This is a genomic window from Falsirhodobacter halotolerans (genome assembly GCF_022899245.1).
In the GTDB taxonomy this organism is placed as follows: Bacteria; Pseudomonadota; Alphaproteobacteria; order Rhodobacterales; family Rhodobacteraceae; genus Falsirhodobacter; species Falsirhodobacter halotolerans.
In genome coordinates this window covers 2015666-2037588 of record NZ_JALJAZ010000001.1, presented here as the reverse complement: position 1 = coordinate 2037588, position 21923 = coordinate 2015666, and the positions used below count along the sequence as shown (strand labels likewise).

24 protein-coding genes and 1 tRNA gene are annotated in these 21923 nt (G+C 63.6%); 8 read left to right on the top strand and 17 right to left on the bottom strand.

What is annotated here, in order from left to right; genetic code table 11:
- Positions 1–57: 57 nt before the first annotated feature.
- From MU449_RS10610 to MU449_RS10580, 7 genes are all read right to left on the bottom strand, one after another.
- The gene (locus tag MU449_RS10610; protein WP_244738054.1) at positions 58–1701 is read right to left on the bottom strand and encodes a CTP synthase; all 1644 of its coding nucleotides are present in this window, start codon (positions 1699–1701) and stop codon (positions 58–60) included.
- A 157-nt stretch (positions 1702–1858) separates the two neighbouring features.
- Positions 1859–2275, bottom strand: a complete 417-nt coding sequence (gene secG, locus MU449_RS10605; protein WP_244738053.1) for a preprotein translocase subunit SecG — start codon at positions 2273–2275, stop codon at positions 1859–1861.
- Between the two features lie 69 nt (positions 2276–2344).
- A complete protein-coding gene (locus tag MU449_RS10600) occupies positions 2345–2554 on the bottom strand; it encodes a hypothetical protein (protein WP_244738052.1) in 210 nt (69 codons plus the stop codon).
- Positions 2555–2761: 207 nt separating this feature from the next.
- The gene (locus MU449_RS10595; protein ID WP_244738051.1) at positions 2762–3670 is read right to left on the bottom strand and encodes a DUF2927 domain-containing protein; all 909 of its coding nucleotides are present in this window, start codon (positions 3668–3670) and stop codon (positions 2762–2764) included.
- Between the two features lie 41 nt (positions 3671–3711).
- Positions 3712–4875, bottom strand: coding sequence for a toxic anion resistance protein (locus MU449_RS10590; protein WP_244738050.1), 1164 nt, complete (start codon positions 4873–4875; stop codon positions 3712–3714).
- A gap of 13 nt (positions 4876–4888) precedes the next feature.
- A complete protein-coding gene (locus MU449_RS10585; RefSeq protein WP_244738049.1) occupies positions 4889–5695 on the bottom strand; it encodes a 5-bromo-4-chloroindolyl phosphate hydrolysis family protein in 807 nt (268 codons plus the stop codon).
- Positions 5696–5866: 171 nt separating this feature from the next.
- The gene (locus MU449_RS10580; protein ID WP_244739042.1) at positions 5867–6358 is read right to left on the bottom strand and encodes a GNAT family N-acetyltransferase; all 492 of its coding nucleotides are present in this window, start codon (positions 6356–6358) and stop codon (positions 5867–5869) included.
- An 80-nt stretch (positions 6359–6438) separates the two neighbouring features.
- Here MU449_RS10580 and MU449_RS10575 point away from each other — a divergent pair, with 80 nt between their 5' ends.
- Positions 6439–7044, top strand: coding sequence for a flavin reductase family protein (locus MU449_RS10575; RefSeq protein WP_244738048.1), 606 nt, complete (start codon positions 6439–6441; stop codon positions 7042–7044).
- Here the strand turns inward: MU449_RS10575 and MU449_RS10570 are convergent.
- Entirely contained in the window at positions 6983–7900 is a 918-nt protein-coding gene (locus MU449_RS10570) for a pseudouridine synthase (RefSeq protein ID WP_244738047.1), read from the bottom strand. The genes MU449_RS10575 and MU449_RS10570 overlap by 62 nt on opposite strands.
- A 97-nt stretch (positions 7901–7997) precedes the next feature.
- On the opposite strand from MU449_RS10570, the gene MU449_RS10565 reads away from it, so the two are divergent.
- From MU449_RS10565 to MU449_RS10555, 3 genes are all read left to right on the top strand, one after another.
- Positions 7998–8447, top strand: a complete 450-nt coding sequence (locus MU449_RS10565; RefSeq protein WP_244739041.1) for a nucleoside deaminase — start codon at positions 7998–8000, stop codon at positions 8445–8447.
- Between the two features lie 46 nt (positions 8448–8493).
- A complete protein-coding gene (locus tag MU449_RS10560) occupies positions 8494–9468 on the top strand; it encodes a phosphoribosylaminoimidazolesuccinocarboxamide synthase (RefSeq protein ID WP_244738046.1) in 975 nt (324 codons plus the stop codon).
- Positions 9469–9507: 39 nt separating this feature from the next.
- Positions 9508–9597: transfer RNA gene (locus MU449_RS10555), tRNA-Ser, on the top strand.
- A gap of 188 nt (positions 9598–9785) precedes the next feature.
- Here the strand turns inward: MU449_RS10555 and MU449_RS10550 are convergent.
- From MU449_RS10550 to MU449_RS10515, 8 genes are all read right to left on the bottom strand, one after another.
- A protein-coding gene (locus MU449_RS10550) for an IS3 family transposase (protein WP_244737507.1) occupies positions 9786–10945 on the bottom strand; the annotation gives its coding sequence in 2 pieces (ribosomal slippage) (positions 9786–10687 and positions 10687–10945; 1161 coding nt in all).
- A 586-nt stretch (positions 10946–11531) separates the two neighbouring features.
- Positions 11532–12452, bottom strand: a complete 921-nt coding sequence (locus MU449_RS10545; protein ID WP_244738045.1) for a LysR family transcriptional regulator — start codon at positions 12450–12452, stop codon at positions 11532–11534.
- A gap of 23 nt (positions 12453–12475) precedes the next feature.
- The gene (locus tag MU449_RS10540; protein ID WP_342345653.1) at positions 12476–13222 is read right to left on the bottom strand and encodes an amino acid ABC transporter ATP-binding protein; all 747 of its coding nucleotides are present in this window, start codon (positions 13220–13222) and stop codon (positions 12476–12478) included.
- Positions 13219–13908 carry an amino acid ABC transporter permease gene (locus MU449_RS10535; RefSeq protein WP_244738044.1) on the bottom strand — a complete coding sequence of 230 codons (690 nt, stop codon included), beginning with the start codon at positions 13906–13908 and terminating at the stop codon, positions 13219–13221. The genes MU449_RS10540 and MU449_RS10535 overlap by 4 nt, the downstream gene beginning before the upstream one ends.
- The gene (locus tag MU449_RS10530; RefSeq protein WP_244738043.1) at positions 13901–14596 is read right to left on the bottom strand and encodes an amino acid ABC transporter permease; all 696 of its coding nucleotides are present in this window, start codon (positions 14594–14596) and stop codon (positions 13901–13903) included. Before MU449_RS10530 ends, MU449_RS10535 begins: the two co-directional genes overlap by 8 nt.
- Before the next feature lie 64 nt (positions 14597–14660).
- Positions 14661–15479 carry an ABC transporter substrate-binding protein gene (locus MU449_RS10525; protein ID WP_244738042.1) on the bottom strand — a complete coding sequence of 273 codons (819 nt, stop codon included), beginning with the start codon at positions 15477–15479 and terminating at the stop codon, positions 14661–14663.
- Positions 15480–15507: 28 nt separating this feature from the next.
- A complete protein-coding gene (locus tag MU449_RS10520) occupies positions 15508–16722 on the bottom strand; it encodes a pyridoxal phosphate-dependent aminotransferase (RefSeq protein ID WP_244738041.1) in 1215 nt (404 codons plus the stop codon).
- The gene (locus tag MU449_RS10515) at positions 16719–17399 is read right to left on the bottom strand and encodes an RraA family protein (RefSeq protein WP_244738040.1); all 681 of its coding nucleotides are present in this window, start codon (positions 17397–17399) and stop codon (positions 16719–16721) included. The genes MU449_RS10520 and MU449_RS10515 overlap by 4 nt, the downstream gene beginning before the upstream one ends.
- A gap of 425 nt (positions 17400–17824) precedes the next feature.
- On the opposite strand from MU449_RS10515, the gene MU449_RS10510 reads away from it, so the two are divergent.
- The 3 genes from MU449_RS10510 (at position 17825) to MU449_RS10500 (ending at position 19559) form a co-directional block, all read left to right on the top strand.
- Complete coding sequence (locus MU449_RS10510; RefSeq protein ID WP_244738039.1) at positions 17825–18379, top strand: manganese efflux pump MntP; 555 nt, start codon at positions 17825–17827, stop codon at positions 18377–18379.
- Positions 18376–18864: a cytochrome b gene (locus tag MU449_RS10505; protein WP_244738038.1), complete on the top strand. Its 489-nt coding sequence runs from the start codon at positions 18376–18378 to the stop codon at positions 18862–18864. Before MU449_RS10510 ends, MU449_RS10505 begins: the two co-directional genes overlap by 4 nt.
- Positions 18865–19016: 152 nt before the next feature.
- Positions 19017–19559 carry an AAA family ATPase gene (locus MU449_RS10500; RefSeq protein ID WP_244738037.1) on the top strand — a complete coding sequence of 181 codons (543 nt, stop codon included), beginning with the start codon at positions 19017–19019 and terminating at the stop codon, positions 19557–19559.
- Positions 19560–19615: 56 nt separating this feature from the next.
- On the opposite strand, the gene MU449_RS10495 is transcribed toward MU449_RS10500, so the two are convergent.
- Positions 19616–20572: an AraC family transcriptional regulator gene (locus tag MU449_RS10495; RefSeq protein ID WP_244738036.1), complete on the bottom strand. Its 957-nt coding sequence runs from the start codon at positions 20570–20572 to the stop codon at positions 19616–19618.
- A gap of 94 nt (positions 20573–20666) precedes the next feature.
- Here MU449_RS10495 and MU449_RS10490 point away from each other — a divergent pair, with 94 nt between their 5' ends.
- A complete protein-coding gene (locus MU449_RS10490; RefSeq protein WP_244738035.1) occupies positions 20667–21869 on the top strand; it encodes an MFS transporter in 1203 nt (400 codons plus the stop codon).
- Positions 21870–21923: the final 54 nt, after the last annotated feature.

Below are 21923 nucleotides of genomic sequence, written 5' to 3'. Positions count from 1 at the left end.
GGGGCGGACATTTGCACACCGGCGGGAAAAGGAAAAGCGCCCCGAGGGGCGCTGACCTCAAACGAGGCGGCTGGCATCCCGTGCGGCCCGCACGAAATCGGCGAACAGCGGGTGGGGGGCGAAGGGCTTCGATTTCAATTCGGGGTGGAACTGCACGCCGATGAACCACGGATGGTCCTTGATCTCCACGATCTCGGGCAAGCGACCATCGGGCGACATGCCAGAGAACCACATCCCGCAAGTCTCAAGCTGCTCGCGATAGGTGGTGTCGACCTCATAGCGGTGGCGGTGCCGCTCCTCGATCTCGGTCGCGCCATAGACCTTGGAGACCAGCGACCCTTCGGCCAGCGCGGCGGTATAGGCGCCCAGACGCATCGTGCCGCCCTTGTCGTCGCCCAGCTTGCGTTCGACGACGTGGTTGCCTTGCACCCATTCCTTCAGGTGATAGACGACAGGAGTGAAGCGTTTCTTGCCGGACTCGTGGTCGAACTCCTCCGATCCCGCATCCTCGACCTTGGCCAGATTGCGGGCCGCCTCGATCACCGCCATCTGCATTCCCAGGCAGATGCCAAGATAGGGCAGGTTGTTTTCGCGGGCGTATTGCGCGGCCTTGATCTTGCCTTCGGTGCCCCGTTCCCCGAACCCGCCGGGGACGAGGATGGCGTTGAACCCCTGAAGGAACTGGGCCGGATCCTGATGCTCGAACTTCTCGGCATCGATCCATTCGGCCTTTACGCGGGTGCGGTTGGCCATGCCGCCATGGGTCAGCGCTTCGGCAATGGATTTGTAGGCGTCTTCAAGCTGGGTGTATTTGCCGACGATGGCCACGCGGACCACCCCTTCGGCATTCTCCAGCCGGTCCATCACATCGGTCCAGCGGTCGAGGTTGGGCTTCGGCGCGGGCTGGATCTGGAAGGCATCCAGAACCGCTTGATCCAGACCTTCGCGGTGATAGGCGAGGGGGGCCTCGTAGATCGTCTTGAGGTCGGGGGCCGCGATCACGGCATCCTTGCGGACGTTGCAGAACAGCGCGATCTTCTCACGCTCCTTCTCCGGGATCGGTTGTTCGGAGCGCAGCAGCAACACATCGGGCGCAATGCCGATGGAGCGCAGCTCTTTGACCGAATGCTGGGTGGGCTTCGTCTTCAACTCTCCGCTGGCGGTGACATAGGGCAGAAGCGTCAGATGGACGAAGATGCACTGGCCGCGCGGCTTGTCCTGCGCGAATTGGCGGATCGCCTCGAAGAAGGGCAGGCCCTCGATGTCGCCCACGGTGCCGCCGATTTCGCACAGTTGGAAATCGACCTCATCCTCGCCGATGGAGAGGAAATCCTTGATCTCGTTCGTAACGTGCGGAATGACCTGGATCGTCTTGCCCAGGTAATCGCCGCGACGTTCCTTCTCGAGCACGGTGGAGTAGATCCGGCCCGAAGACACCGAATCCGTCATCCGCGCCGACACGCCGGTGAAACGTTCGTAATGCCCAAGGTCCAGATCGGTTTCCGCGCCGTCATCGGTCACGAAGACCTCGCCGTGTTCGAACGGGCTCATCGTGCCGGGATCGACGTTGAGATAGGGGTCGAGCTTGCGCAGCCGCACCGTGTATCCCCGCGCCTGCAAAAGCGCCCCCAATGCGGCCGAGGCGAGGCCCTTGCCCAAGGAAGACACCACGCCGCCGGTGATGAATACGTATCGTGCCATGCGTGGAAACTCCCGTGATCTGGTCAATGCGATAGGCGATTCGGGTTCGATGAATCGCAGCATCACGGGACTTGGGGTATAAGGCAGACCACAGCCATGCACAACCCGTCCCGCAAGATGCAGGTAACTTCGGTTCTGGTCGCCCGAGGGGTGGGGATCAGTTGGCGGGGGCCGGCGGAACGGGCGTCTGCCCTTGCGTTTCGGGGGCCGCGCCGGGGGTCAGATCCTCGGCCCGCGGCGGGGCCAGCGGGTTGGATCCGGTGGTGGGGGGCAGCAGGTCATTGCCGACCGGCGCGCCGCTGTCCGCCTCCCCCTGCGAGCCGATCTGGTCCAGAACAGAGCCGGTGGAGCTGTTGGAGGCCGCCACGATCGTCAGGGCCAACGAGGTGCAGATGAAGGCCACGGCAATGATCCAGGTGGCGCGGGTCATGGCGTTGGCCGCCTGCCGCTGCGACATCGCGCCGCCACCGCCGCCGCCCATGCCAAGCCCGCCGCCTTCCGACCGTTGAAGAAGCACCACGCCCACCAGCAGGAGCGCGAGAATCAGGTGAACGGTAAGCAGGACGTTTTCCATGCGGGAACGGCTTTCGGATAGTGACGCGCCTATCTAGAAGCAACCGGCCAATCCCGCAACCCCAAAGGGTCATTCCCGGCGCAACGCCTCGGCCACAAGGCGCAGAAGACGCGCCTCCACCGGGGCGGCGGTCCGGGCCAGGCGGTCCAACTCGGTTGCCAGATCGGAACGCGTGGTGTCGGTGCGCAGGGGAACGAGACGCAGAACGACCGACACCGCCGCGCGGCGCAATTCGATCAATTCCTGCTCAAGCTCGATGATACGGGTTTCATCCGTCATGGCGTTCCCACCCACTCTCGCCCAATCACACGCATTGATTCACCAACGGCGCCATTCGACGGCCGCGCCCTGATTAAACTACCTATGTAACGGATTGCAAAGGGGTTCGTTTTTTTTAAGCGGCCCGCCAATTAAAATAGCGGCCGTTAAGGGGGATTTTACCGCCTGTGCGCAATGCGCGGGGCAATGCCCACGGATCGCGGACGGTCAGCTTGCCGCGGGTGCCAGAAGTTCGGCCGCAATCGTCTGGACGATGGGCCGCGCCTCCGCCTCGGTCATGCCGGGGCGCAGGCGCGGGTCGTAGAGGATGCGCAGCATCATCTCGTCCATGCGGGTCAGAAGGGCGAATTCCTCATCGTCATTGAAGACCGAGGGGCGGGCCTTGGGGTGGTCGTTCTGAAGGCCGAGGCCCTGGGCGATCTCCTCGTGCAGGCAGGCCATGCGCAAAAGGGTGGGATGCTCCTGACGGATCAGGGCCAGGGCCCCGGAATAGGTGCTGTCGGGTTTCAACCCGGCATAGACGAGGCAGTAGGTTTCTTTCGGCAAACCCTGCACCGCCGCAACCTCGGTCGGGGTGAGGGACGGGGCGGCCTGCGCGATGGCCGATCCCATTGCACGGCGCTCATCCTCGTTCACGATGAAGATGTTGAAATTGGCGTGGCCGTCCACCAGCCCGATCGGATGGCCCGTCACCCGCGCCAGACGGCCCAGATACGACCCGATCCGCGCCCGCTCGATCGCCTGGGCCTGCGGTGTGACCGACGGCCCGAACAGCAGCCCCACCCGAACCGGTTGCGTCCAGCGGCGCAAGGGGGTGGGCGTTTCCGCCGCGACGAACCCCTCCGGGCCACGCGCATACTCGTCATACATCGCGATGCGAAGAAAGGTTTCGGTCAGGATGCGGTCGTCGAACGGCGTGTCCGCCCCCCCGCCATCGGTGCGCAGCAGGCCACGGGACAGAAGGTTGGACTGGATGCCCTTGTAGTAATCCACCAGGGCCAGCGACATGGCCGAGGGCGGGCCGACGGGCGGCAGGTCGGGGCGCGATTTGGGCCGCGTGGGCTCCACCGGGGTGGGGGCCACGGGGGCGGGACTGGCGCAGGCGGCCAGCATCATACACAAGATCCCCATTCCCAACCAGCCGCGCCGCGCCATGATCACCCCCGCGCCGACATGTCGATGGTGCCCATCTGCGCCAGCGTGTCGCGCAGATCGCTTTCCATCTTGCTCAGGCTGTCTTCGGCGCTGGCGCGCCGCGCCTTGGCATCCTCGGTCAGCTGCAGGCTTTCGTTCAGGGTGGTGACCAGAACGGTGTTGGCCTGCCGGATCGCGTCCACGTCGAAGACGCCGCGCTCGATCTCGGTCCGAATCTCGCGGTTGGCGCTTTGCAGGGATTCGGCATTGCGCTTCAGCAGGTCGTTGGTCAGGTCGTTCGCCGCGCGGATCGCGCCCGCCGCCTCGCGGCCACGCTGGATGGTGACGGCCTGCGCCAGTTGCGTCTCCCACAGCGGCACGGTGTTCACGAGGGTGGAATTGATCTTGCCGATCAGTCCCTTGTCGTTCTCCTGCACCAGCCGGATCGCGGGCAGGGACTGCATCGTCACCTGCCGGGTCAGCTTCAGATCATGCACCCGCCGGTCCAGATCGTCGCGGGCCGCGCGAAGATCGCGCAGGGCCTGCGTCGCGGGCATCCGTTCGTGGTCGGGGCGGTCGGACAAGGCACCTTCTTCGCGCGGGATGCGGTCGCGGTCCAGATCGTTCAGCACCGCCTCGCCCGCCGCGATGTAAAGACCCAGCTCGCGATAGAAATCGAGCGTGCGGTCATAGAGGATATCGAGGCTGCGGATGTCTTTCAGCAGCTTGTGTTCGTGATCCAGAAGAACCTCGGTCGCGTGGTCAAGCTGCGCTTGGATGCGTTCATACCGGGCGACGAACTTGGTGAACGGCGCGCCGCGGCCGGTCACCTTCTCGAACCATGTGGGTTTGCGGCGGACGTCCAGTTCGGACACGGAAAAGCCGCGGATGACGGTGATCATGTCGCGCAGGCTGTCGCCCGCGGGGCCCAGGGACTTGGTGCGCACATCCTCCAGCATCTCGGCGCTGATGGCGCGCAGATCGCCCTGCGCCTTGGCTCCGAACCGCAGGATCGACTGCGCGTCGTCCACGTCCAATTCGTCCATGCGGGCGCGGATGGCCATCGCATCCTCGGGCGTGGCCGTGTCCAGCGAGGCGGGCAGATCGTCGTCGGGGACGGCGTTCGCCGGCAGGGCCGCAATGTCGTCCGAAGTCTGTGCGGCGGTCTGGGCCACGGTCGTCTTCATGTCGTTCTCCTGTTCATTCGCGGGTCAGGCGGTCGCGAAGAACGCCGATTTCCACGTCAAGATCGGTCCGGTCACCCAGACGCGCCTGCGCACTGCGGGCGGCCAGGGTCGTTTCCAGATCGACCAGCATGGCGATATAGTCCTGCCGCGCCCCGCTGTCGGGGTGGCCCCGCTGCAGATCGGCGAATTTCTGCGAGGCGTCGCGCGCCGCGCGCAGATAGACGGCGGTGTCCTTGCGGATCAGCGGCAGGAGGCGAGGGGAGGCCTCCACCTGACCAAGCAGGGTGCGGGCGGTCGCACTCACCCGCGCCAGATGACTGTTCAACGCGCGGTCGGACAAGGGGGCGATCGCGGCCTGCATGGCGGCCAGATGGCCCTCCGCCTCGGTCACGGCGCGGCTGACGCGGTCCACATCTTCGCCCTTGCTGCGCCACGGATCGGTGCCGAAGGCCGCGACGTGCAGGCCCGCGCCGATCAGGCCGAAGATCGCGGCGAACACGATCTGCCCGTTCATCAACCCGCCCGCCACAAGGCCCAGACCCGTCAGCGCGGCCCCGAACGTCTTGCGCGGCAGGGCAGGGCGGCGGGCAAGCGCGCGCTGGTCGTAGGCGATTTCGGCCTTCAACCCTTCGCGCGTCATCCAGGATGCGCCAAGGATCAGCCCGCCGGCGATCAGGCCCATCAGCATCTGGGGGGCCGTGCCGCCGAACCCGGACAGAAAGAACAGGATCGCGGGCAGCACCAAGAGCCGCGCGCGCATTCCACCCCGCATCCGCCGCTTGCCGTCGAAGGCATTGGGACGCCGGAACAGCCCGCCCATCAGGCCCCCCCGCCCGAGGCGACGAAGATCATGACCCCCATCAGCAGCAGGAAAGCGATTTTCTCGAACGCCGTTCCCGACATGTCGGCCCCATTCCGCAACACAACATCCCGAACCTAATGCAGGGGCGCCGCCGTCGCCAGTGGTCATGGGGGATCGGAGGCGAAAACCTCAGGCCCCCCGCGCCTTCGTCACAGGTCCGGCCACGCCGGTCCAGGCCCCCGCCACCAGCGCAAGGCCCAGCACCCGCTCGGGGTTGGTGGGGGGCGGCATCACCACATCCTCCAGCTTACGAAACCCGAAACGGCGGTAATAGGGGGCGTCGCCCACCAGCATCACCCGCTCCCAGCCGATGACCCGCGCCTCCTTCAGGGTTTCGGTCATCAACAGCGCGCCCAGTCCTTCGCCCTGACGGGTGGGGTGGACAGCGACGGGGCCCAGAAGCAGCACGTCGTTCTGCGCCACCTCGATCGGCCAGTAGCGGATGGCGGCGGCCAGCGTGCCATCCGCGTCGCGCAACAGGGCGCACAGGGCGGCGACGGGCGGCACCCCGTCGCGCAGGCGGTAGGACGACAGCGCCGTGCGCCCCGGGGCGAAGCACAGATCGTAAAGGCTCTCGACCTCCCACCAATCGGCAGGCGTTTCCTGCTCCAGCCGATACACGCGCGTCCCCGTCATGAATATTCTCTGGAAACGCGCGTAACATGCAGGCACAACCATCGCAAACGCTAAGGAGTGCGTCCATGTTCTATCGCCCCGAAGACGGCCACGGCCTGCCGCACAACCCGTTCAACGCCATCGTGACACCGCGCCCGATCGGCTGGATTTCCACGCGCGGACCCATGGGCGACAACCTCGCGCCTTATTCGTTCTTCAACGCGGTCGCCTATACCCCGCCGCAGGTCATGTTCGCCTCCACCGGCGTCAAGGACAGCGCGGCGGCGGTGCAGGAGGCGGGGGTGTTCTGCGTCAACATCGTGGAAACGGCGGCGATGGAGGCGATGAACGCAACCTCCGCCGCCTTTCCCCGCGGCACGGATGAATTCGCCGCCGCCGGGATCGAGAAGGCGGAATGCACCACCATCGACTGTCCCCGCGTGGCGGGCGCCCCGGCCGCGCTGGAATGCCGCGTGACGCAGATCGTGCCGCTTCTGGGCGACGGCAACATGCTGATCCTGGGCGAGGTGACGGGCATTCACATGCGCGACGATTGCCTGATCGACGGGCGGTTCGAGATCACGCGCTTCCGCCCGCTGTCGCGCCTGGGCTACATGGATTACGCCACGATCAACGAGGTGTTCGAGATGGTCCGCCCTTCAAGCCCGAAGGCCGTTTCCCCGAAGGTTTGACGGGGCGTTCGCGCTTCGTCGGATCGGACATGTCCGCCGGTCCGCGCCCGCGGGGTCCGGTGGCGGGTTTGCGCACCACCGGACCCTTGCCGCGGGGCTTGGGCGCGTCCTCGGCCGGATCGGTCAGGCCCAACTGATCCTTCAGGACGCGGGGCCGGATCTCCTCCACCTCGCCGGGTTTCAGGTCGTTCAGGCGGAAGGGGCCATAGCTGACGCGGATCAGCCGGTTCACCGTCAGGCCGATATGGGTCATGGCGCGGCGGATCTCGCGGTTCTTGCCTTCGCGCAGACCCACGGTCAGCCAGGCATTCGCGCCCTGATGCCGGTCCAGCTTCACATCCATCGGCTGAAAGCGTTCGCCGTCGATGGTGATGCCGCGGCGCAGCGGCTCCAGATCGGGGTCGGTCGGGTTGCCCTTCACCCGCACGCGGTATTTGCGCAGCCACCCGGTGGAGGGCAGCTCCAGCCGCCGTTTCAGCCCGCCGTCGTTGGTCAGAAGCAACAGACCTTCGGAATTGAGGTCCAGCCGCCCGACGGACATCACGCGCGGCATATCCTCGGGCAGCGATTCGAACACCGTCTGGCGGCCCTTTTCATCGCTTTCCGACGTGACCAGCCCGTCGGGCTTGTAATACAGCCACAGCCGCGCGGGTTCGGGGGCGTCCAGCGGCTTGCCATCGACGATGATCCGGTCGCTGGCCTGCACGTTCAGCGCCGGGCTGTCGATGACCTTGCCGTTGACCTTCACAAGGCCCGCCTCGATCATGCGTTCGGCCTCGCGGCGCGAGGCGATGCCCGCGCGGGAAAGGACCTTGGCGATGCGTTCGCCGTTCGGGGGGGGAGTGGTGTCGGTCATGGCATCCTCACGGTGCGGGGTCGGCCCACCGTAGGGGTGGGCGGGGCAAGGGGCAAGCTCTTGTCAGGATCGTCGGCCCAAGGCAAGAGGGGGCATGATCCCGTTCCGCAGCCACATGACCCTTGCGCTGGAAGAAGCCCGCGCCGCCGCCGCCCGGGGCGAGGTGCCGGTGGGTGCGGTCGTGGTGGACCCCGCGGGCCGCGTGGTGGCCCGCGCCGGAAACCGCACCCGCGAATGGTGCGACCCCACCGCCCATGCCGAGGTGGTGGCGATCCGCGAGGCCTGCCGCGCGCTGGGAACCGAACGGCTGATGGGGCATGACCTTTACGTCACGCTGGAACCGTGCCCGATCTGCGCGGGGGCCATTTCGGCGGCGCGGATCGCCCGGCTTTATTACGGGGCCGCCGATCCGAAATCTGGCGGGGTGGCGCAAGGCCCGCGCGTCTTCAGCCATCCGCAATGCCACCACGCGCCCGAGGTTTATGACGGCATCGCCGACGCCGAATCCGCCGCCCTTCTGCGCGCCTTCTTCGCAGGGCGGCGTTGACATATTCCGTCCCTCGACCCATGAGACGACAAACAGGAGGCCCGCCATGCCCGCACTCGACCTGACCCGCGTTCTGCCCGAGGCGCGCATCGCCGAATTGCCCAACCCCTATTTCGGCAAGGTGCGCGACTGCTATGACCTGCCCGACCGGGGCGAGGGGGCGCAGCGCATCCTGATCTCATCCGACCGCATTTCGGCCTTCGACCGCATCCTGACGTCGATCCCGTGGAAGGGGCAGGTGCTGACGCAGATGGCGCGCTGGTGGTTCGACCGCACGGGCGACATCGCGCCGAACCATGTCGTGGCCTATCCCGATCCGAATGTCGTGATCGGGCGGCGGGTGGAGATTCTGCCGGTGGAGATTGTCGTGCGCGGCTATCTCGCCGGCACCACGGGCACGTCGGTTCTGACGATGTACAACAACGGCGTGCGGCAGATGTATGGCCATACGTTGCCCGACGGGTTGCGCGCCAACCAGGCGCTGCCCACGCCGATCATCACCCCCACATCGAAGGCGTTCGACGGCGGGCATGACGAACCGCTGGACGCGGCGGGGATCGTGGCGAACGGCCTGCTGACCGCCGCCCAGTGGGAGGAGGTGTCGGCCACCGCACTGGCCCTGTTCGCGCGCGGCCAGCAGGTGGCTGAAGATCGCGGCCTGATCTTGGTCGACACGAAATACGAATTCGGTCTGGATGCCGAGGGCCGGATCCTGCTGGCGGATGAGATCCACACGCCCGACAGCTCGCGCTATTGGCGCGCGGCCTCCTACGCGCAGGCGTTCGAGGAGGGCACCCGCCCCGCCAGCTTCGACAAGGACGTGATCCGTTCCTGGGTGGCCGCGCGCTGCGACCCCTATGCCGATCCGATCCCCGAGATTCCGGCCGACATGATCGCCACGACCTCCGCCGCCTATGTCGAGGCGTATGAGACGATCACCGGCCAGACCTTCGTGCCCGACACCACGGGCGTTTCCCCGCTGGACCGCGTGCGCCAAAACCTGAGCCCGTGGTTCATCTGACCTTGCCCTCGGCCGCCGTTTTGCTATGCGTGACGGCATGGAAGTGTGGCCGAGTGGTTTAAGGCTCTGGTCTTGAAAACCAGCGTGGGGGAAACTCCACCGTGGGTTCGAATCCCACCGCTTCCGCCATATACTTATTCAAGTATCTGAATGTTATAAGAATTTATTCAGGCCTAGTTCTTATCCCCCCATCTGTCCCTCCTACGAAGATAGGCAGTAATCTTCCTTTAATGTGGTGGGACGCTTGGACTACCTAGAAAGCATGGGGGCGACTTCACGCTTTATTGTAGTTGACCTGCCCCCCGTGGGTCCCTCATTCATAACGAGAGTCTGCCGGTTTGAGATTGGTAATCGGCGGGTAGTTTCTTGGCAAGCGCGCCGGGCGCGGAGCCATCAGGTAGCGCAAGCGTCCGGCGCGCTTCGAGCGGCGTCAGGTTGCCGAGCGAGGAATGTGGTCTGACGGCGTTGTAATCATAGCGCCAGAGGGCGATTTTGCGGCGCGCGTCGCCCAAGGTGTCGAACATCTCTTCATTCAACAGCTCGTCGCGCAGGCTGCCGTTGAAGCTTTCGATGAAGGCGTTCTGCTGTGGCTTGCCGGGATCGATGTAATGCCAGGCGACGTTGTTCTGGTCTGCCCACTTCAGGATGGCGCGACTGGTGAACTCGGTGCCGTTATCACTGACGATGCAGGCAGGCTTGCCATAGATCCGCACCAGCGCGTCCAGCTCGCGCGCCACCCTTGCGCCCGAGATGCTGGTGTCGGCGACCAGACACAGGTTCTCGCGGCAGCAATCGTCGATCACCGCCAGAATGCGGAACTTGCGCGAGGCCCCGAACGTGTCGGCGACGAAGTCCAGCGACCAGCGCTGGTTCGGCATCAAGGCCAAGGGCATCGGTGTGCGCGTGCCACGGGCTCGTTTGCGACCACGCCTGCGCCGGACCGACAGCCCTTCTTCGCGGTAAAGTCGATACAGCTTCTTCGGATTCATCAGCATGCCCCTGCGCTCCAGCATCAGGCCGATCCGCCGATAGCCGAACCGGCGGCGCACGGCCGCGATCTCCTGCATGGCCTTGCGGATCTCCGGATTGTCGGGCGGCCGCTCTCGCCGCACCGTCTTCGGATCGACACCGATCAGAACGCAGGCCCGGCGTTGCGAGATATCGTGATCCCGCATCGCCCTGAGCACCGCCTCCCGCCGCACCTTCGGTGTCGTCAGGGCTTTCCCAGCAGATCCTTGAGCACGATGTTGTCCAGCATCGCGTCCGCCAGAAGACGCTTCAGCTTGCCGTTCTCGTCTTCAAGGGTCTTCAGCCGCTGGGCATCGGATACGTCCATGCCGCCATACTTGGCCTTAAGCTTGTAGAACGTGGCCGGGCTGAGCCCATACCGACGACAGACCTCCGCCGTCGCCATCCCGGCTTCCTGTTCCTTGATCATTCCGATGATCTGCGCCTCGGTGAAGCGGCTTTTCCTCATATCGTCTGCTCCTGCGTGATGAAGCAGACTCTACATCAGAGCGAGGGATATTCCGGGGGGCAGGTCATGTGCCAGCTCGAAATCGAGGACCCCCGTTCGTATCCACCCATCCCCATCGAGTGGGACGGACTGGAAAGGCTCCGCATTGCAGGGGTTGGCTTGCCGCGCCCTCAAAGAGCGCCAACCGTGCGAAAAGTGATTGAGCCGAGCACGCGTCTCGCTAAGCGGGAGGCATATTTTCTACCGTGCGCCACTATCAGTAACGGCTATGTTCTTGCACCTGCTGTTCAAGGGAAGGACAGGTGGTTTTTACTGGACGATAGCATCGACGCAGAGCCTGCCGCGCTGAATGGGGTCCGCGGAGTTCGACTAACCTGCGCACGGAAACTGATAATTCGCCGTGGAATCGATCCCGACGTTCTTAAAATATCGGCCCTATGACGCGAAAGCCCCATTGCTGCCATTCGCGCCAAACTTCTTAGAAAATGGGCTCTAGCTACATTAGCTTTTGGATCAATAGCGCAATTTTCCAATATATTAGGCCCCAGTGAGAAAATCTCCGTGTCGGCCTTCCGAGATAACTCTCTTATGAATGAGGAATAATTGCAGAGCCTTCGGAAAGGCCAGCTTCGAAATCATGCACTTCATTCATGATCGGGAGCATCACTTGGGCCAAGGGCGATGCGTCGTGCCGCATCAGTGAATAATACGTGACCAAGGGCAATTCCGGTTCAACGTCAAGGACGCGCAGCGCTCCTTCCGTAATCTGCGACGCGAAGTGGTTAAGCGGAAGATAGCTGACACCAAGGCCGTATGTTGTCAACTTGGCCACCATCCCCAGACTATTGCACGACAGCACGTTGTTCAGCGTGAAACCGTGATCGGCAAACCACTTGCGATAAAGCACCGTCAGCGCGGAATTCTCAGGCTGGCCGATGATGGGCAAGGCAGAGATCTGCTGCGGCGTCAAAGTGCCTTGGGGCAAGTCAAGGGTCGGGCTTGCCATCCAGGCGTTTCTGATGCGCCCCAGCGGGACGGCGTCCACCTCCGGGCTGGCGAATGGTCCAGGCATGATGACGATGTCCAATTCGTTGCGGGAAAGCCGTTCGTATAGGCGCACTCCGCCGTCTATCTCGGGCATGACACGCATCTTGGGATACCGCAGGCGGACGGTCTGGATCAGGGCGGGCAACCAAGTGAGGCCAACAAGATCGGTGGCCCCAATTCGCACATGCCCTTCAAGATGCGACGCGGCAGTCATGGTCTGAACCATCCGTTCGTTCAGGCGCATCATTTCACGCGCCGCGGGCAGCAGGCGTTCCCCGGCCGGGGTAAGGCGCAACGACTTGCCTGATCGCAGGAAAAGGGACGTTCCCACCGCCACCTCAAGTTCGGCGATCCGTTTTGCAATGGTGGATTGCGTCATCGACAATTTGCGCGCCGCATCGGTGAAACTGCCGAGCAAGGCGCTGACGTGAAAGGCCTCAATCTGCTTAAGGGTATACATCGAGGTCTTTCAACGGGCAGAGATCAGTGCTCCCCCCGCACGTCCGATAGGAAACGCTTCACGCGCGGGTGGTCGGGCGCATCAAAGAACAGTTCCGGCGTCGTATCAACCACCACACGCCCCTGATCCATGAAAATCACGCGGTCACCTACCTCGCGCGCGAAGCCCATTTCGTGCGTGACGCAGATCATGGTCATTCCGTCGCGCGCCAACCCTTTCATCACCTGAAGCACCTCCCCCACCATTTCCGGGTCGAGTGCGCTGGTCGGCTCGTCGAACAGGATCACCGGCGGCTGCAACGCCAGCGCCCGCGCAATGGCAACGCGCTGCTGCTGACCGCCCGACAGGAAGCCGGGAAAGCTCTCGGCTTTTTCCGAAAGGCCCACGCGCGCCAGAAGGTCGCGGGCCAGCGCCTCCGCCTTGGCCCGGGGACGTTTCTGGATGCGGATCGGCGCGAAGGTGACGTTGTCCAGAACGGACATGTGGGGAAACAGATTGAATTGCTGGAACACGAATCCCACGCTTTGGCGCAGCTTGTTCAGATCCGTGCCCTTGGCGTGGACATTGGTCCCATCCAAGGAGAGGTGACCATCACCGATTGGTTCCAAGGCATTGATGGTCCGGATCAGGGTGGATTTCCCGGACCCCGAAGGGCCGCAGACTACCACGACCTCGCCCCTCCTCACCTCCAACGAGATATCGTGCAGGACCTGATGCTGCCCATACCACTTGTTGACCTTGTCGAAACGGACGATGACGGGCTGGGTCACAGCAGACCTCTCTTTCGGCGGATGGAAGTTTCGATCTTGGACAGCCCGCGCGACAGAGCGAAGCACAGGATGAAATAGATAGCGGCAAGGATCGTGAAGACCTGAAGCGGCTGGGTCAGCAAAAGGTTATTTACCTGATTGGCCGCGAAGGTCAGTTCATTCACCGCGATGACATAGCCAAGCGACGTTTCCTTGATGGTGGAAATGAACTGGCTTGTGATGCCCGGCAGCACGTTGAACAGGGCCTGCGGCAGGATCACGCTGCGCATCGTCAGGAAATATCCCCCGCCCAGCGACCGCGCGGCCTCGGTCTGCCCCTTGGCGACCGAGGCCATGCCGGCGCGGATCACCTCGGAAAGATAGGCCGCTTCATAGATGGTCAGGGCGCAAACCAGCGTCCAGAAGCCGCTGACGGCATAGCCCGTCATGATCGGGATCACGAAATAACACCAGAAGATCAGCATCAGAAGCGGGATGCCACGCACCAGATTGACGACGCCGGAACTGGCCGCGCGCAGCCAGCCAAAGGTCGACAGGCGCGCCATGGCAAAGGCGATTGCGATCGGAAAGGACATAAGGATCGACAAGACGGCCACGATGATCGTCATGGCAAGCCCGCCAAGCGGACCGTTCGGATATTGCCCGATCAGAAAGGTGAGCCAATAGCTCTGGATGATCTCAAGCATGATGACGCTCCTTCCGGCCGGGGGTCGCGCGCCGTTCCAGCCAAGCCCCGAAACCCATCAGCGAGAAGGTTCCAAAAAGATAGAGGGCGGTGGCGATACCGAAGATCGTGAAGGTGTTGAAGGTCAGATTCTCGATCTCACGCGTGCGGTAGGTCAGTTCGGCGACACCGATGGCCATGGCGATGGAGGTGTTTTTGAACAGGAGGAGCGCGCGTCCTACGAGCGGGGGCAACGAGATGCGCAACGCCTGCGGCACGACGATGAAGCGCATCGTTTCCAGATAAGTGCAGCCCAGGGCCCGTGCAGCCTCGAACTGGGTGCCGGGAATGGCACGCAGGCCGGAGCGGATATCCTCGGCCTGATAGGCGGAACTGCCAAGGGCAAGGGCAATGGCCGCGAGACAGAATTCGGCATTGTGGTCATAAAGCCAGAAGCGGATGCCGTCAGGCAGCACTTCGGGCATTGCGAAATACCAGAACATCACCTGCACCAGCAGCGGCACGTTGCGGTGATAGGCGACGAAGGCATCCACGATCCACCGGCAGGCCCGATAGTCGGTTGCCCGGACGACGACCAGGATCAGCGCCAATGCGAAGGCGCCGACCCAGGCGATGGCAAAGAGCAGGATCGTGGTGCGCAACCCCTGAAAGAGCATCGCCCACTGATCCGGCGGAAGAAGGATATCCATCCAGGCCTCTCCATGGAAAGAGGCCGCCCGGGATCCCCGCGCGGCCTTTCGGCAGATGCCGGTTTCAGTTGGTGATGGGACCGATCTGGAACGAACGGGTCAGATCATAGGGCGTGTCCGCACCGAACCACTTGTCGAACAGGGCCTGCGCCTCGCCGGAAGTTTCCGCTTCGTCCAGCGCGGCGTTCACCTCGGCCAAAAGCGCGTCCTCGCCCTTGCGGATGCCAAGGCCCCAGGGTTCGTCCACGACCGACTGTTCCAGAATGCGGGTCGGGGAGCTGTCGGGGCTTTGGTTGACAAGACGCACCAGCACCAGCTCGGACGCGAATTGCGCATCGACCTTGCGCTGCTGCAGCGACAGGAACGTGGCCGGGCTGTCGGCATAGCCGATCACGCGCGATTCCGGCAGGCGTTCGGCGATCACCCGCTCCGACGACGATCCCTTCGTCGCGCCGATGCGTTTGCCCTGCAGGTCGTCGATTGTCTGGATGTCGCTGTCGGCGCGCACCAGCAGCTTCTGCGGCGTCACGTAGTAGCGGTGGCTGAACTCGATCTGGTCCGCGCGTTCGGCGGTCCAGCCAAGGTTCGCGGCCAGCACGTCCACCCGCCCGCTGTCCAGTTCGGGAATACGGGCCGCGACGGCAAGAAGCTTGTATTCGATACCAACGCCAAGGTGATCGGCCACCAGCTTGCAGATGTCGACATCATAGCCGACGAGGCTGCGCGTCGCCGCGTCCTGAAAACTGAACGGTTCGGACGTTCCTAGTGTGCCGCATACAAGCACGCCACGCGCCTTGATGTCGGCAAGGGCATCGGCCTGTGCCATTCCCCCCATAGCGGGAAGTGCCAGCAGCGCTGCCCAGATCAGATGTCGCAAGTTCATATGTTTTCTCCTGTTGGTATGGCCCTGTTCAGGCCGGAACAGCCGTCAGTTCTTCGCAGACGGATTTGATGGCCTCACATCCCGCGCGCACCTCTTCGGGGGCTGAAGCGAAGGACATGCGGAAGGTGCCGGGAACCCCGTAAGATCCCCCGTCAAGCAATGCCACTCCGGTGGTTTGCAGAATATACTGCACCAGATCGGCATCGGTCACGATCTTCGTCCCGTCCGGCGCCGTGCGGCACAGAAGGGCCGAGCAGTCGGGGAAGATATAAAAGGCGCCGCCCGGCGCCACGGCCGTCAACCCCGGCGCCTGCGTAAGGATTGACATTGCGAGGTCACGACGCTCCTTGAACGAGCGTGTGAATGCCTCGACGCAGTCCTGCGGCCCCGTGAGGGCGGCGGTTGCCGCCGCTTGGCTGATGGAACAAGCCCCGGAGGTGCTTTGCGATTGCACCACCGCCATGGCCTTGATCAGGTCCTTCGGACCCGAGCCGTAGCCGATGCGCCAACCGGTCATGGCATAGCATTTCGACACCCCGTTGACCGCCAGCGTGCGATCGGCCAGATCCGGCGCGACCTGAAGTATGTGCGTTGCCGGGCCCCCATCGAATGTCAGCCTGGCATAGATGTCGTCCGTCATCAGCCAAACGTGGGACTGCTCTCGCAGCACTCCGGCGAGGGCCAGCAACTCTTCGCGGTCATAAATAGCCCCGGACGGATTGCTCGGGGCATTCAGCATCAGCCACTTCGTGCGCGGCGTGATCGCGGACCGAAGCGCATCGGGCGTGATTTTGTAGTTCGCAGCCGAATGGGTCTCGAGCGTGACCGGCACGCCGCCCCCCAATTCCACCATGTCGGGATAGGATACCCAGAACGGGGCCGGGATGATGACCTCGTCACCCACCTCAAGCGTGGCCGTCAGCGCGTTGTAGAGCACCTGTTTGGCGCCGGTGCTGACAATGATCTGATCAAGTGGGTATTCGATCCCGGTATCGAGGCGGATGCGCTCGGCCGCGGCCTTGCGCAGGGCCATCGTGCCTTGCGACAAGGGATATTTGGTCTCCCCCCGCTGCATCGCCGCGTGGGCGGCGTCGCAGATGTGAGCCGGGGTAGTAAAGTCCGGCTCGCCGATCGTCAGGTCGATGATGCGGCGACCTTCCTCCCTCAACTGGTTCAGAATGATGCGCGCGGCGACGCTGGGCGACAATTTGACCTGCCGCATCCGGGCGGAAACGATGCTCATGCGTAGTCCTTCTGCAACCGGGCGAGGGCTGGGGCCTGCCAAGGCTTTTCATAGGTGCCGGCGGCGATGCGCTCCATTCCCTTGGCCTCCGCCTGCTCCTTCGCTTCGGCAAGGCGAAGAACCTCAACGGCGTAGGCTTGGGGGATAGCTGTCAGACCATCGGCGTCGCCCAAGATCACGTCGCCCGGCTGAACCACCAGACCGCCGACACTGACCGGAACATTGATCTCTCCGGGACCGTCCTTGAACGGGCCGCGATGTGAAATGTCCCGTGCGAAGCAGGCAAACCCTGCAGGTCCGAATGCCTCGGCGTCGCGCACGGCTCCGTCGATGACGAACCCGACGACGCCGCGTCGCTGCGCCTGCTTCATCATCAGTTCCCCAACAAGGGCGTTGGCCGTGCATCCACCGCCATCCACGACGATGACATCGCCGGGTTGGGCAAGATCAATGGCGCGGTGGATCATAAGGTTGTCGCCCGGACGTGTCTTAACTGTCAGCGCGATCCCCGACATCCGAACCCCGGGTCCGTGAATCGGTCGCAGCCCGACCGATCCGTAAAGACGTCCCATGCAGTCGCTGACCTGTGCGACTCCCACTTGGCGGAATGCCTCTAACGTGGTTGTGTCGCAGCGCTGCTCGGCCGACGACAGAACTCTGATACCAATCTTGTCCATGAACCCTCTCTTCTAGGGTCCCAGGAACTAAATTCGCCTTTGAAGTGCAAACGATTTAATTTCGGCGTATCTCATGAACATTTTTCGCAGTAAGGCAATCAATGTTTTGCCGATGGCGATAGGGTAAATGGCTGGTTCGACCTTTTATCTGAGCGGTGCGCTTTAGCAGGGCCAGTTGTCTGACATATCTGAGCAGACGTCCTTATAACCAAGAAGTTTCTTTGCGAATGAGTGTCATAAGCACATGTTTTCGTTGACGCTTACCGCCTGATCCGGCATCAGCCCCTGCATCGGGGAGTAGTGACCGCCATATCTGGCGGGGGCACGTCAACATGATCGCGGCAACGCGTGGTGTGTCCGGCCTTCGGGTTCCACGAGACCGGCAGGGGGCAATCTCGCCCCGCCCGTCGCGAAAGGACCCATCCATGTCTCCGACCTCCATCGGTATCCTTGCCATCGGCATGTCCGTCGATGCCCTTATCGCGTCATTGGGGCGTGGTGCGAAAGAACGACACGGCCTGATGGCCGCTCTCGGCACCGGGGCTGTCTTCGGCATCATCGAGGCGATCACGCCTCTCATTGGCTGGACCTTGGGGCTTCTGGCCTCGAGCTACGTCCAGGCGGTGGATCACTGGATTGCATTCGGGCTTTTGGGGGCCATCGGCATCAAGATGATGCTGGAGGCGTTCAAGCCACGCGAAGAGAGCGGCGGGGGCCGATCGTTCGGAGCCATCGTCGCGACCGCCGTCGGCACTTCGATTGACGCGATGGCCGTGGGGGTCTCGCTTGCCTTTCTTGAGGTTAACATCCTGATGGTGGCGACTGCTATCGGCATTGCCACGACGATCATGGCCACGGTCGGAATGCTGGCGGGGCGCTTCATTGGAGCGCGTATCGGACGGACGGCGGAATTTCTTGGGGGTATAGCGCTTGTGGGCTTAGGCTTCTCTATCCTGATCGACCATCTGTTTCTCGCATGAGGCGGTATCCCATTTTCTCTCGCATCCTCCACTGGGCTCTGGCGGCACTGGTTTTCTGGCAGATCGGGATCGTGACGGCCTACAAGATCGCTGGGTCCTCCCCATTTCTTGATAAGATGGCATCCCTCGGGCCATCGCATGGCATGGTCGGGCTGATCGTGCTTCCGCTGGCGCTGCTGAGACTGGTGCGCCCTCCGGCGGCCTCGAATAGGGCGGCGCGGCTTGTCCATCACACGCTGCGTGTGCTTTTGGTTGCGATACCGGCGCTTGCGCTTCTGCGCGCCTATGGCAGCGGCAAGGGGTGGGTCCACCGCGGGCTGACCATCGTGCCTGAGACGGGGGAGGAAGTCGCGTGGATGGTCAAGCTTGGCAACATCGCGCACGGCGAGCTGGCTTGGGTGATGATCGCTCTCATAGGGCTTCATATCGCAGGGGCCGTTATGCACGGCTTCCGGCGGGACGTGACATTGCACCGTAGGGCATGAAGGTGGCGAGAGTCCGCTTTGTCCGACGATCAACCCTCGGAGCCCCTTGCTGACCTTCGCCGATGACGCTAACCTGTAGGGACGCGCATAAAGATCGACCTGCAGGGTCGATCATCAGCGCTTACCCCTCCATTGGAAAATAGGGATGGCACATGTGTGACCATATGTTTGTCGTGACTGGTGGCCCCGGTTCCGGCAAGAGCACGTTGATCGACGCTCTGTGCGACAGGGGATTTGCCTCGATGCCAGAGGCCGGGCGAGCGATCATTCGGGATCAGGTTCAGATTGGCGGCACCGCTTTGCCATGGGCAGACAAAATCATGTTTGCCGAACTTATGCTCGGATGGGAGTTGCGGTCATGGCATGAAGCTTCGGCTTTGGAAAAGCCGGTGCTTATGGACAGGGGCGTCCCTGATGTCGTTGGCTATCTGTCGCTATCTGGTCTTCGGATTCCCGCCCATGTGGAGGCTGCCGCGAAGACATATCGCTATAACAGGATGGCCTTTATCGCCCCATATTGGGAGGCCATTTTCGGGCAGGACGCCGAAAGAAAGCAGGATCACGAAGAAGCCGAGGCAACCCACCAGGTCATGGCTGATACTTACTCCCGCTTCGGCTACCAGCTTGTTGAGCTTCCCAAAGTGACGGTCGAGGAGCGTGTTGCTTTCGTCCTGGATCACCTGAAAGCGGGATGACGGCTTTGTCCCATGAGCGTCTCGCGCAGCCCCAGTGTGCCCTGCGAAAAACCGTATCAGCTTCCGCGAGCCACAAAGTTTTCGCGACGGCTGGCTCCCGGCGGATGGCCTGTCACCCGCTTGAATGCCCGGCTGAACGACGCATGCGAGGTATAGCCCAGCCGATCGGCCACCGTGTCGATTGCCATGCGGTCCTGCGTCAGCCATTGGCGGGCAAGGTTCATCTTCACCTCCGCTGCGTAGCGTAGGGGCGTCATCGCGATCGTTTCGTGGAAACGGCTCGCAAAGGTCGAGCGGGAGACGTTGCACTCCGCCGCAAGGTCGGCCACCGTCCAGTTGCGGCCCGGATCGCGGTGCAGCGCAAGGATCGCGCGCGAAAGCTTCGGATCGCGCAGGGCGGCGATCAGGCCGGAGGCATCGTCGCAGCCCCGCTCCACCCACGCGCGGATCGTCATCGCCGCCGCCACATCCGCAAGACGCGCGAGAATGCCCGCAAAGCCCACGCTTCCCGCGCAAATCTCGGCTTTCATCGTCTGCAGGATCGGCGTCAGGTCCGGCGCGCGGCGTTCCTGTGCGGCCACGTGGATGATTGGGGGCATCAGCGGCCCCAGCCCATGCACCCCGCCCAGATCCATTGTCATGCGACCGCGGAACAGGACAGCGCCCGGCTCCGGCGCGGAGGAGGGGCAGGTGTCGATGTTCCGCACCCCGTCGCCCAAGGTTGCGCCGTCGAAACGATCGATATCCGTCACCGGCACGCCCGTCCCGGACAGGAGGCTGTGCCCCGATCCTCGCGGAAGAAACGCCGCATCCCCCGGCCCCAACCGATGTTCGGACCCGTCCTCCAGTCGCAAGATCGCCGTGCCGACGGCCATGAAGTAGAAAAACACCTCATCCGGGCGGCTGCGGAAGCCAAAGCCGAAGGTCGGCCCGGTCTGGATGCGGTGATGCTGAATGCCCCGCAGGCGAAGCGACGTCAGGAATTCGCTGATGGCATCGGTGAGCAGATCCATTTGGACGATCGGATGAAAGAGATGGACGCCTCGTCATAGATCGTTCAGCCCATGCTGTCTAGATAGCGGGCCTGACAGAACAAGAATCCTCCTGATGATACAGCAAGACGCCGCGCCGGCCTCACTGGCATGGCTGGCGGTCTTTTCCCTGACGATGGGGGTGTTCGGCCTGCTGACGTCCGAATACCTGCCCGCCAGCCTTCTGACGCCCATGGCGGGCGACCTCGGCGTGTCGGAGGCGCTGGCCGGCCAGGCCGTGACCGTCACGGCGGTCGTGGCGCTCGTCTCCGGCCTGATGGTGCCGATCGTGACGCGGGCGCTGAACCGGCGGACGGTGCTGCTGAGCTTCACCGTGTTGATGATCGCATCGAACCTGTTGGTCGCGCTGTCTACGAACTTTACCGTGCTGCTGGTCACGCGCGCTCTGCTGGACGTCGCGCTCGGCGGGTTCTGGAGCATGGTGGCCGCGATCGCGATGCGCCTGGTTCCGGCGCGGCTCCTGCCTCGTGCGATATCGATCATCTTCAGTGGCATCGCGGTGGGCGCCGTCGTATCCGTCCCGCTCGGCAGCTACATGGGCGGCACGTTCGGGTGGAGAAGCGCGTTCAATGCGGCAGCGGGGCTTGGAGCGCTGACGCTGCTGGTGCAGGCCTTCACCCTGCCGTCGATGGCCCCCGGTCGTCCTGCGGCGTTGCGGACCATTTGGGACGTGGTGACGCGCCCCGGCATCGCGGTCGGCATGCTCGGCTGCATTCTGGCCCATACCGGGCATTACGCGCTGTTTACCTATATCCGCCCGTTCCTCGAAGCCTCCATCGGCATCGGGTCCGAGGGGCTGGCCGTGCTGCTTCTGGCCTTCGGCGCGGCGAACTTCGCGGGCACCCTGCTGGTCGGCTGGCTGATGGAGCGAAACATGCGTGCAACCATGGCGCTGCTGCCCGCCGTCGTGGGCCTTACGGCGTTGGCCTTGGCCTTGACGCTGGCACCGGTCACCCTCACCGGTCATTCGGTGCTGGTGGTGATCTGGGGTCTTGCCTTCGGCGGGGTGCCCGTGGCGTGGTCGGCCTGGGTCGCAAGCTCGGTTCCCGATCAAGCGGAAAGCGCGGGCGGCATGGTCGTGGCCTCGGTGCAGGGCTCCATCGCAGAGGGGGCGGCGGCGGGTGGCGCGGTGTTCAGCACCAGCGGTGTCACTGGCGTCTTCCTTGAGGGTGGCGTCGTCATGCTGGCCGCCGCCGCGCTGATCCTGCTCCGGGTGCGGATGCCGTGGCAAAGCAGCGTCGCTGCGATCCATATCTGAAGATGCCACCATAGCATCATTGGTGAAGGTTGCGCCTGCTCTCAATGCGGGGCG

Bases quoted from the DNA above. Each gene is read 5' to 3' on its own strand.
- MU449_RS10570 (WP_244738047.1), bottom strand. From the start codon at position 7,900: ATGACCGACACCACTCCCCCCCCGAACGGCGAACGCATCGCCAAGGTC.
- MU449_RS10535 (WP_244738044.1), bottom strand. From the start codon at position 13,908: ATGCTTGAGATCATCCAGAGCTATTGGCTCACCTTTCTGATCGGGCAA.
- MU449_RS10490 (WP_244738035.1), top strand. From the start codon at position 20,667: ATGATACAGCAAGACGCCGCGCCGGCCTCACTGGCATGGCTGGCGGTC.
- MU449_RS10520 (WP_244738041.1), bottom strand. From the start codon at position 16,722: ATGAGCATCGTTTCCGCCCGGATGCGGCAGGTCAAATTGTCGCCCAGC.
- MU449_RS10530 (WP_244738043.1), bottom strand. From the start codon at position 14,596: ATGGATATCCTTCTTCCGCCGGATCAGTGGGCGATGCTCTTTCAGGGG.
- MU449_RS10505 (WP_244738038.1), top strand. From the start codon at position 18,376: ATGAGGCGGTATCCCATTTTCTCTCGCATCCTCCACTGGGCTCTGGCG.
- MU449_RS10590 (WP_244738050.1), bottom strand. From the start codon at position 4,875: ATGAAGACGACCGTGGCCCAGACCGCCGCACAGACTTCGGACGACATT.
- MU449_RS10495 (WP_244738036.1), bottom strand. From the start codon at position 20,572: ATGGATCTGCTCACCGATGCCATCAGCGAATTCCTGACGTCGCTTCGC.
- MU449_RS10525 (WP_244738042.1), bottom strand. From the start codon at position 15,479: ATGAACTTGCGACATCTGATCTGGGCAGCGCTGCTGGCACTTCCCGCT.
- secG (WP_244738053.1), bottom strand. From the start codon at position 2,275: ATGGAAAACGTCCTGCTTACCGTTCACCTGATTCTCGCGCTCCTGCTG.
- MU449_RS10600 (WP_244738052.1), bottom strand. From the start codon at position 2,554: ATGACGGATGAAACCCGTATCATCGAGCTTGAGCAGGAATTGATCGAA.
- MU449_RS10575 (WP_244738048.1), top strand. From the start codon at position 6,439: ATGTTCTATCGCCCCGAAGACGGCCACGGCCTGCCGCACAACCCGTTC.
- MU449_RS10510 (WP_244738039.1), top strand. From the start codon at position 17,825: ATGTCTCCGACCTCCATCGGTATCCTTGCCATCGGCATGTCCGTCGAT.
- MU449_RS10500 (WP_244738037.1), top strand. From the start codon at position 19,017: ATGTGTGACCATATGTTTGTCGTGACTGGTGGCCCCGGTTCCGGCAAG.
- MU449_RS10545 (WP_244738045.1), bottom strand. From the start codon at position 12,452: ATGTATACCCTTAAGCAGATTGAGGCCTTTCACGTCAGCGCCTTGCTC.
- MU449_RS10515 (WP_244738040.1), bottom strand. From the start codon at position 17,399: ATGGACAAGATTGGTATCAGAGTTCTGTCGTCGGCCGAGCAGCGCTGC.
- MU449_RS10560 (WP_244738046.1), top strand. From the start codon at position 8,494: ATGCCCGCACTCGACCTGACCCGCGTTCTGCCCGAGGCGCGCATCGCC.
- MU449_RS10595 (WP_244738051.1), bottom strand. From the start codon at position 3,670: ATGATGCTGGCCGCCTGCGCCAGTCCCGCCCCCGTGGCCCCCACCCCG.
- MU449_RS10610 (WP_244738054.1), bottom strand. From the start codon at position 1,701: ATGGCACGATACGTATTCATCACCGGCGGCGTGGTGTCTTCCTTGGGC.
- MU449_RS10585 (WP_244738049.1), bottom strand. From the start codon at position 5,695: ATGGGCGGGCTGTTCCGGCGTCCCAATGCCTTCGACGGCAAGCGGCGG.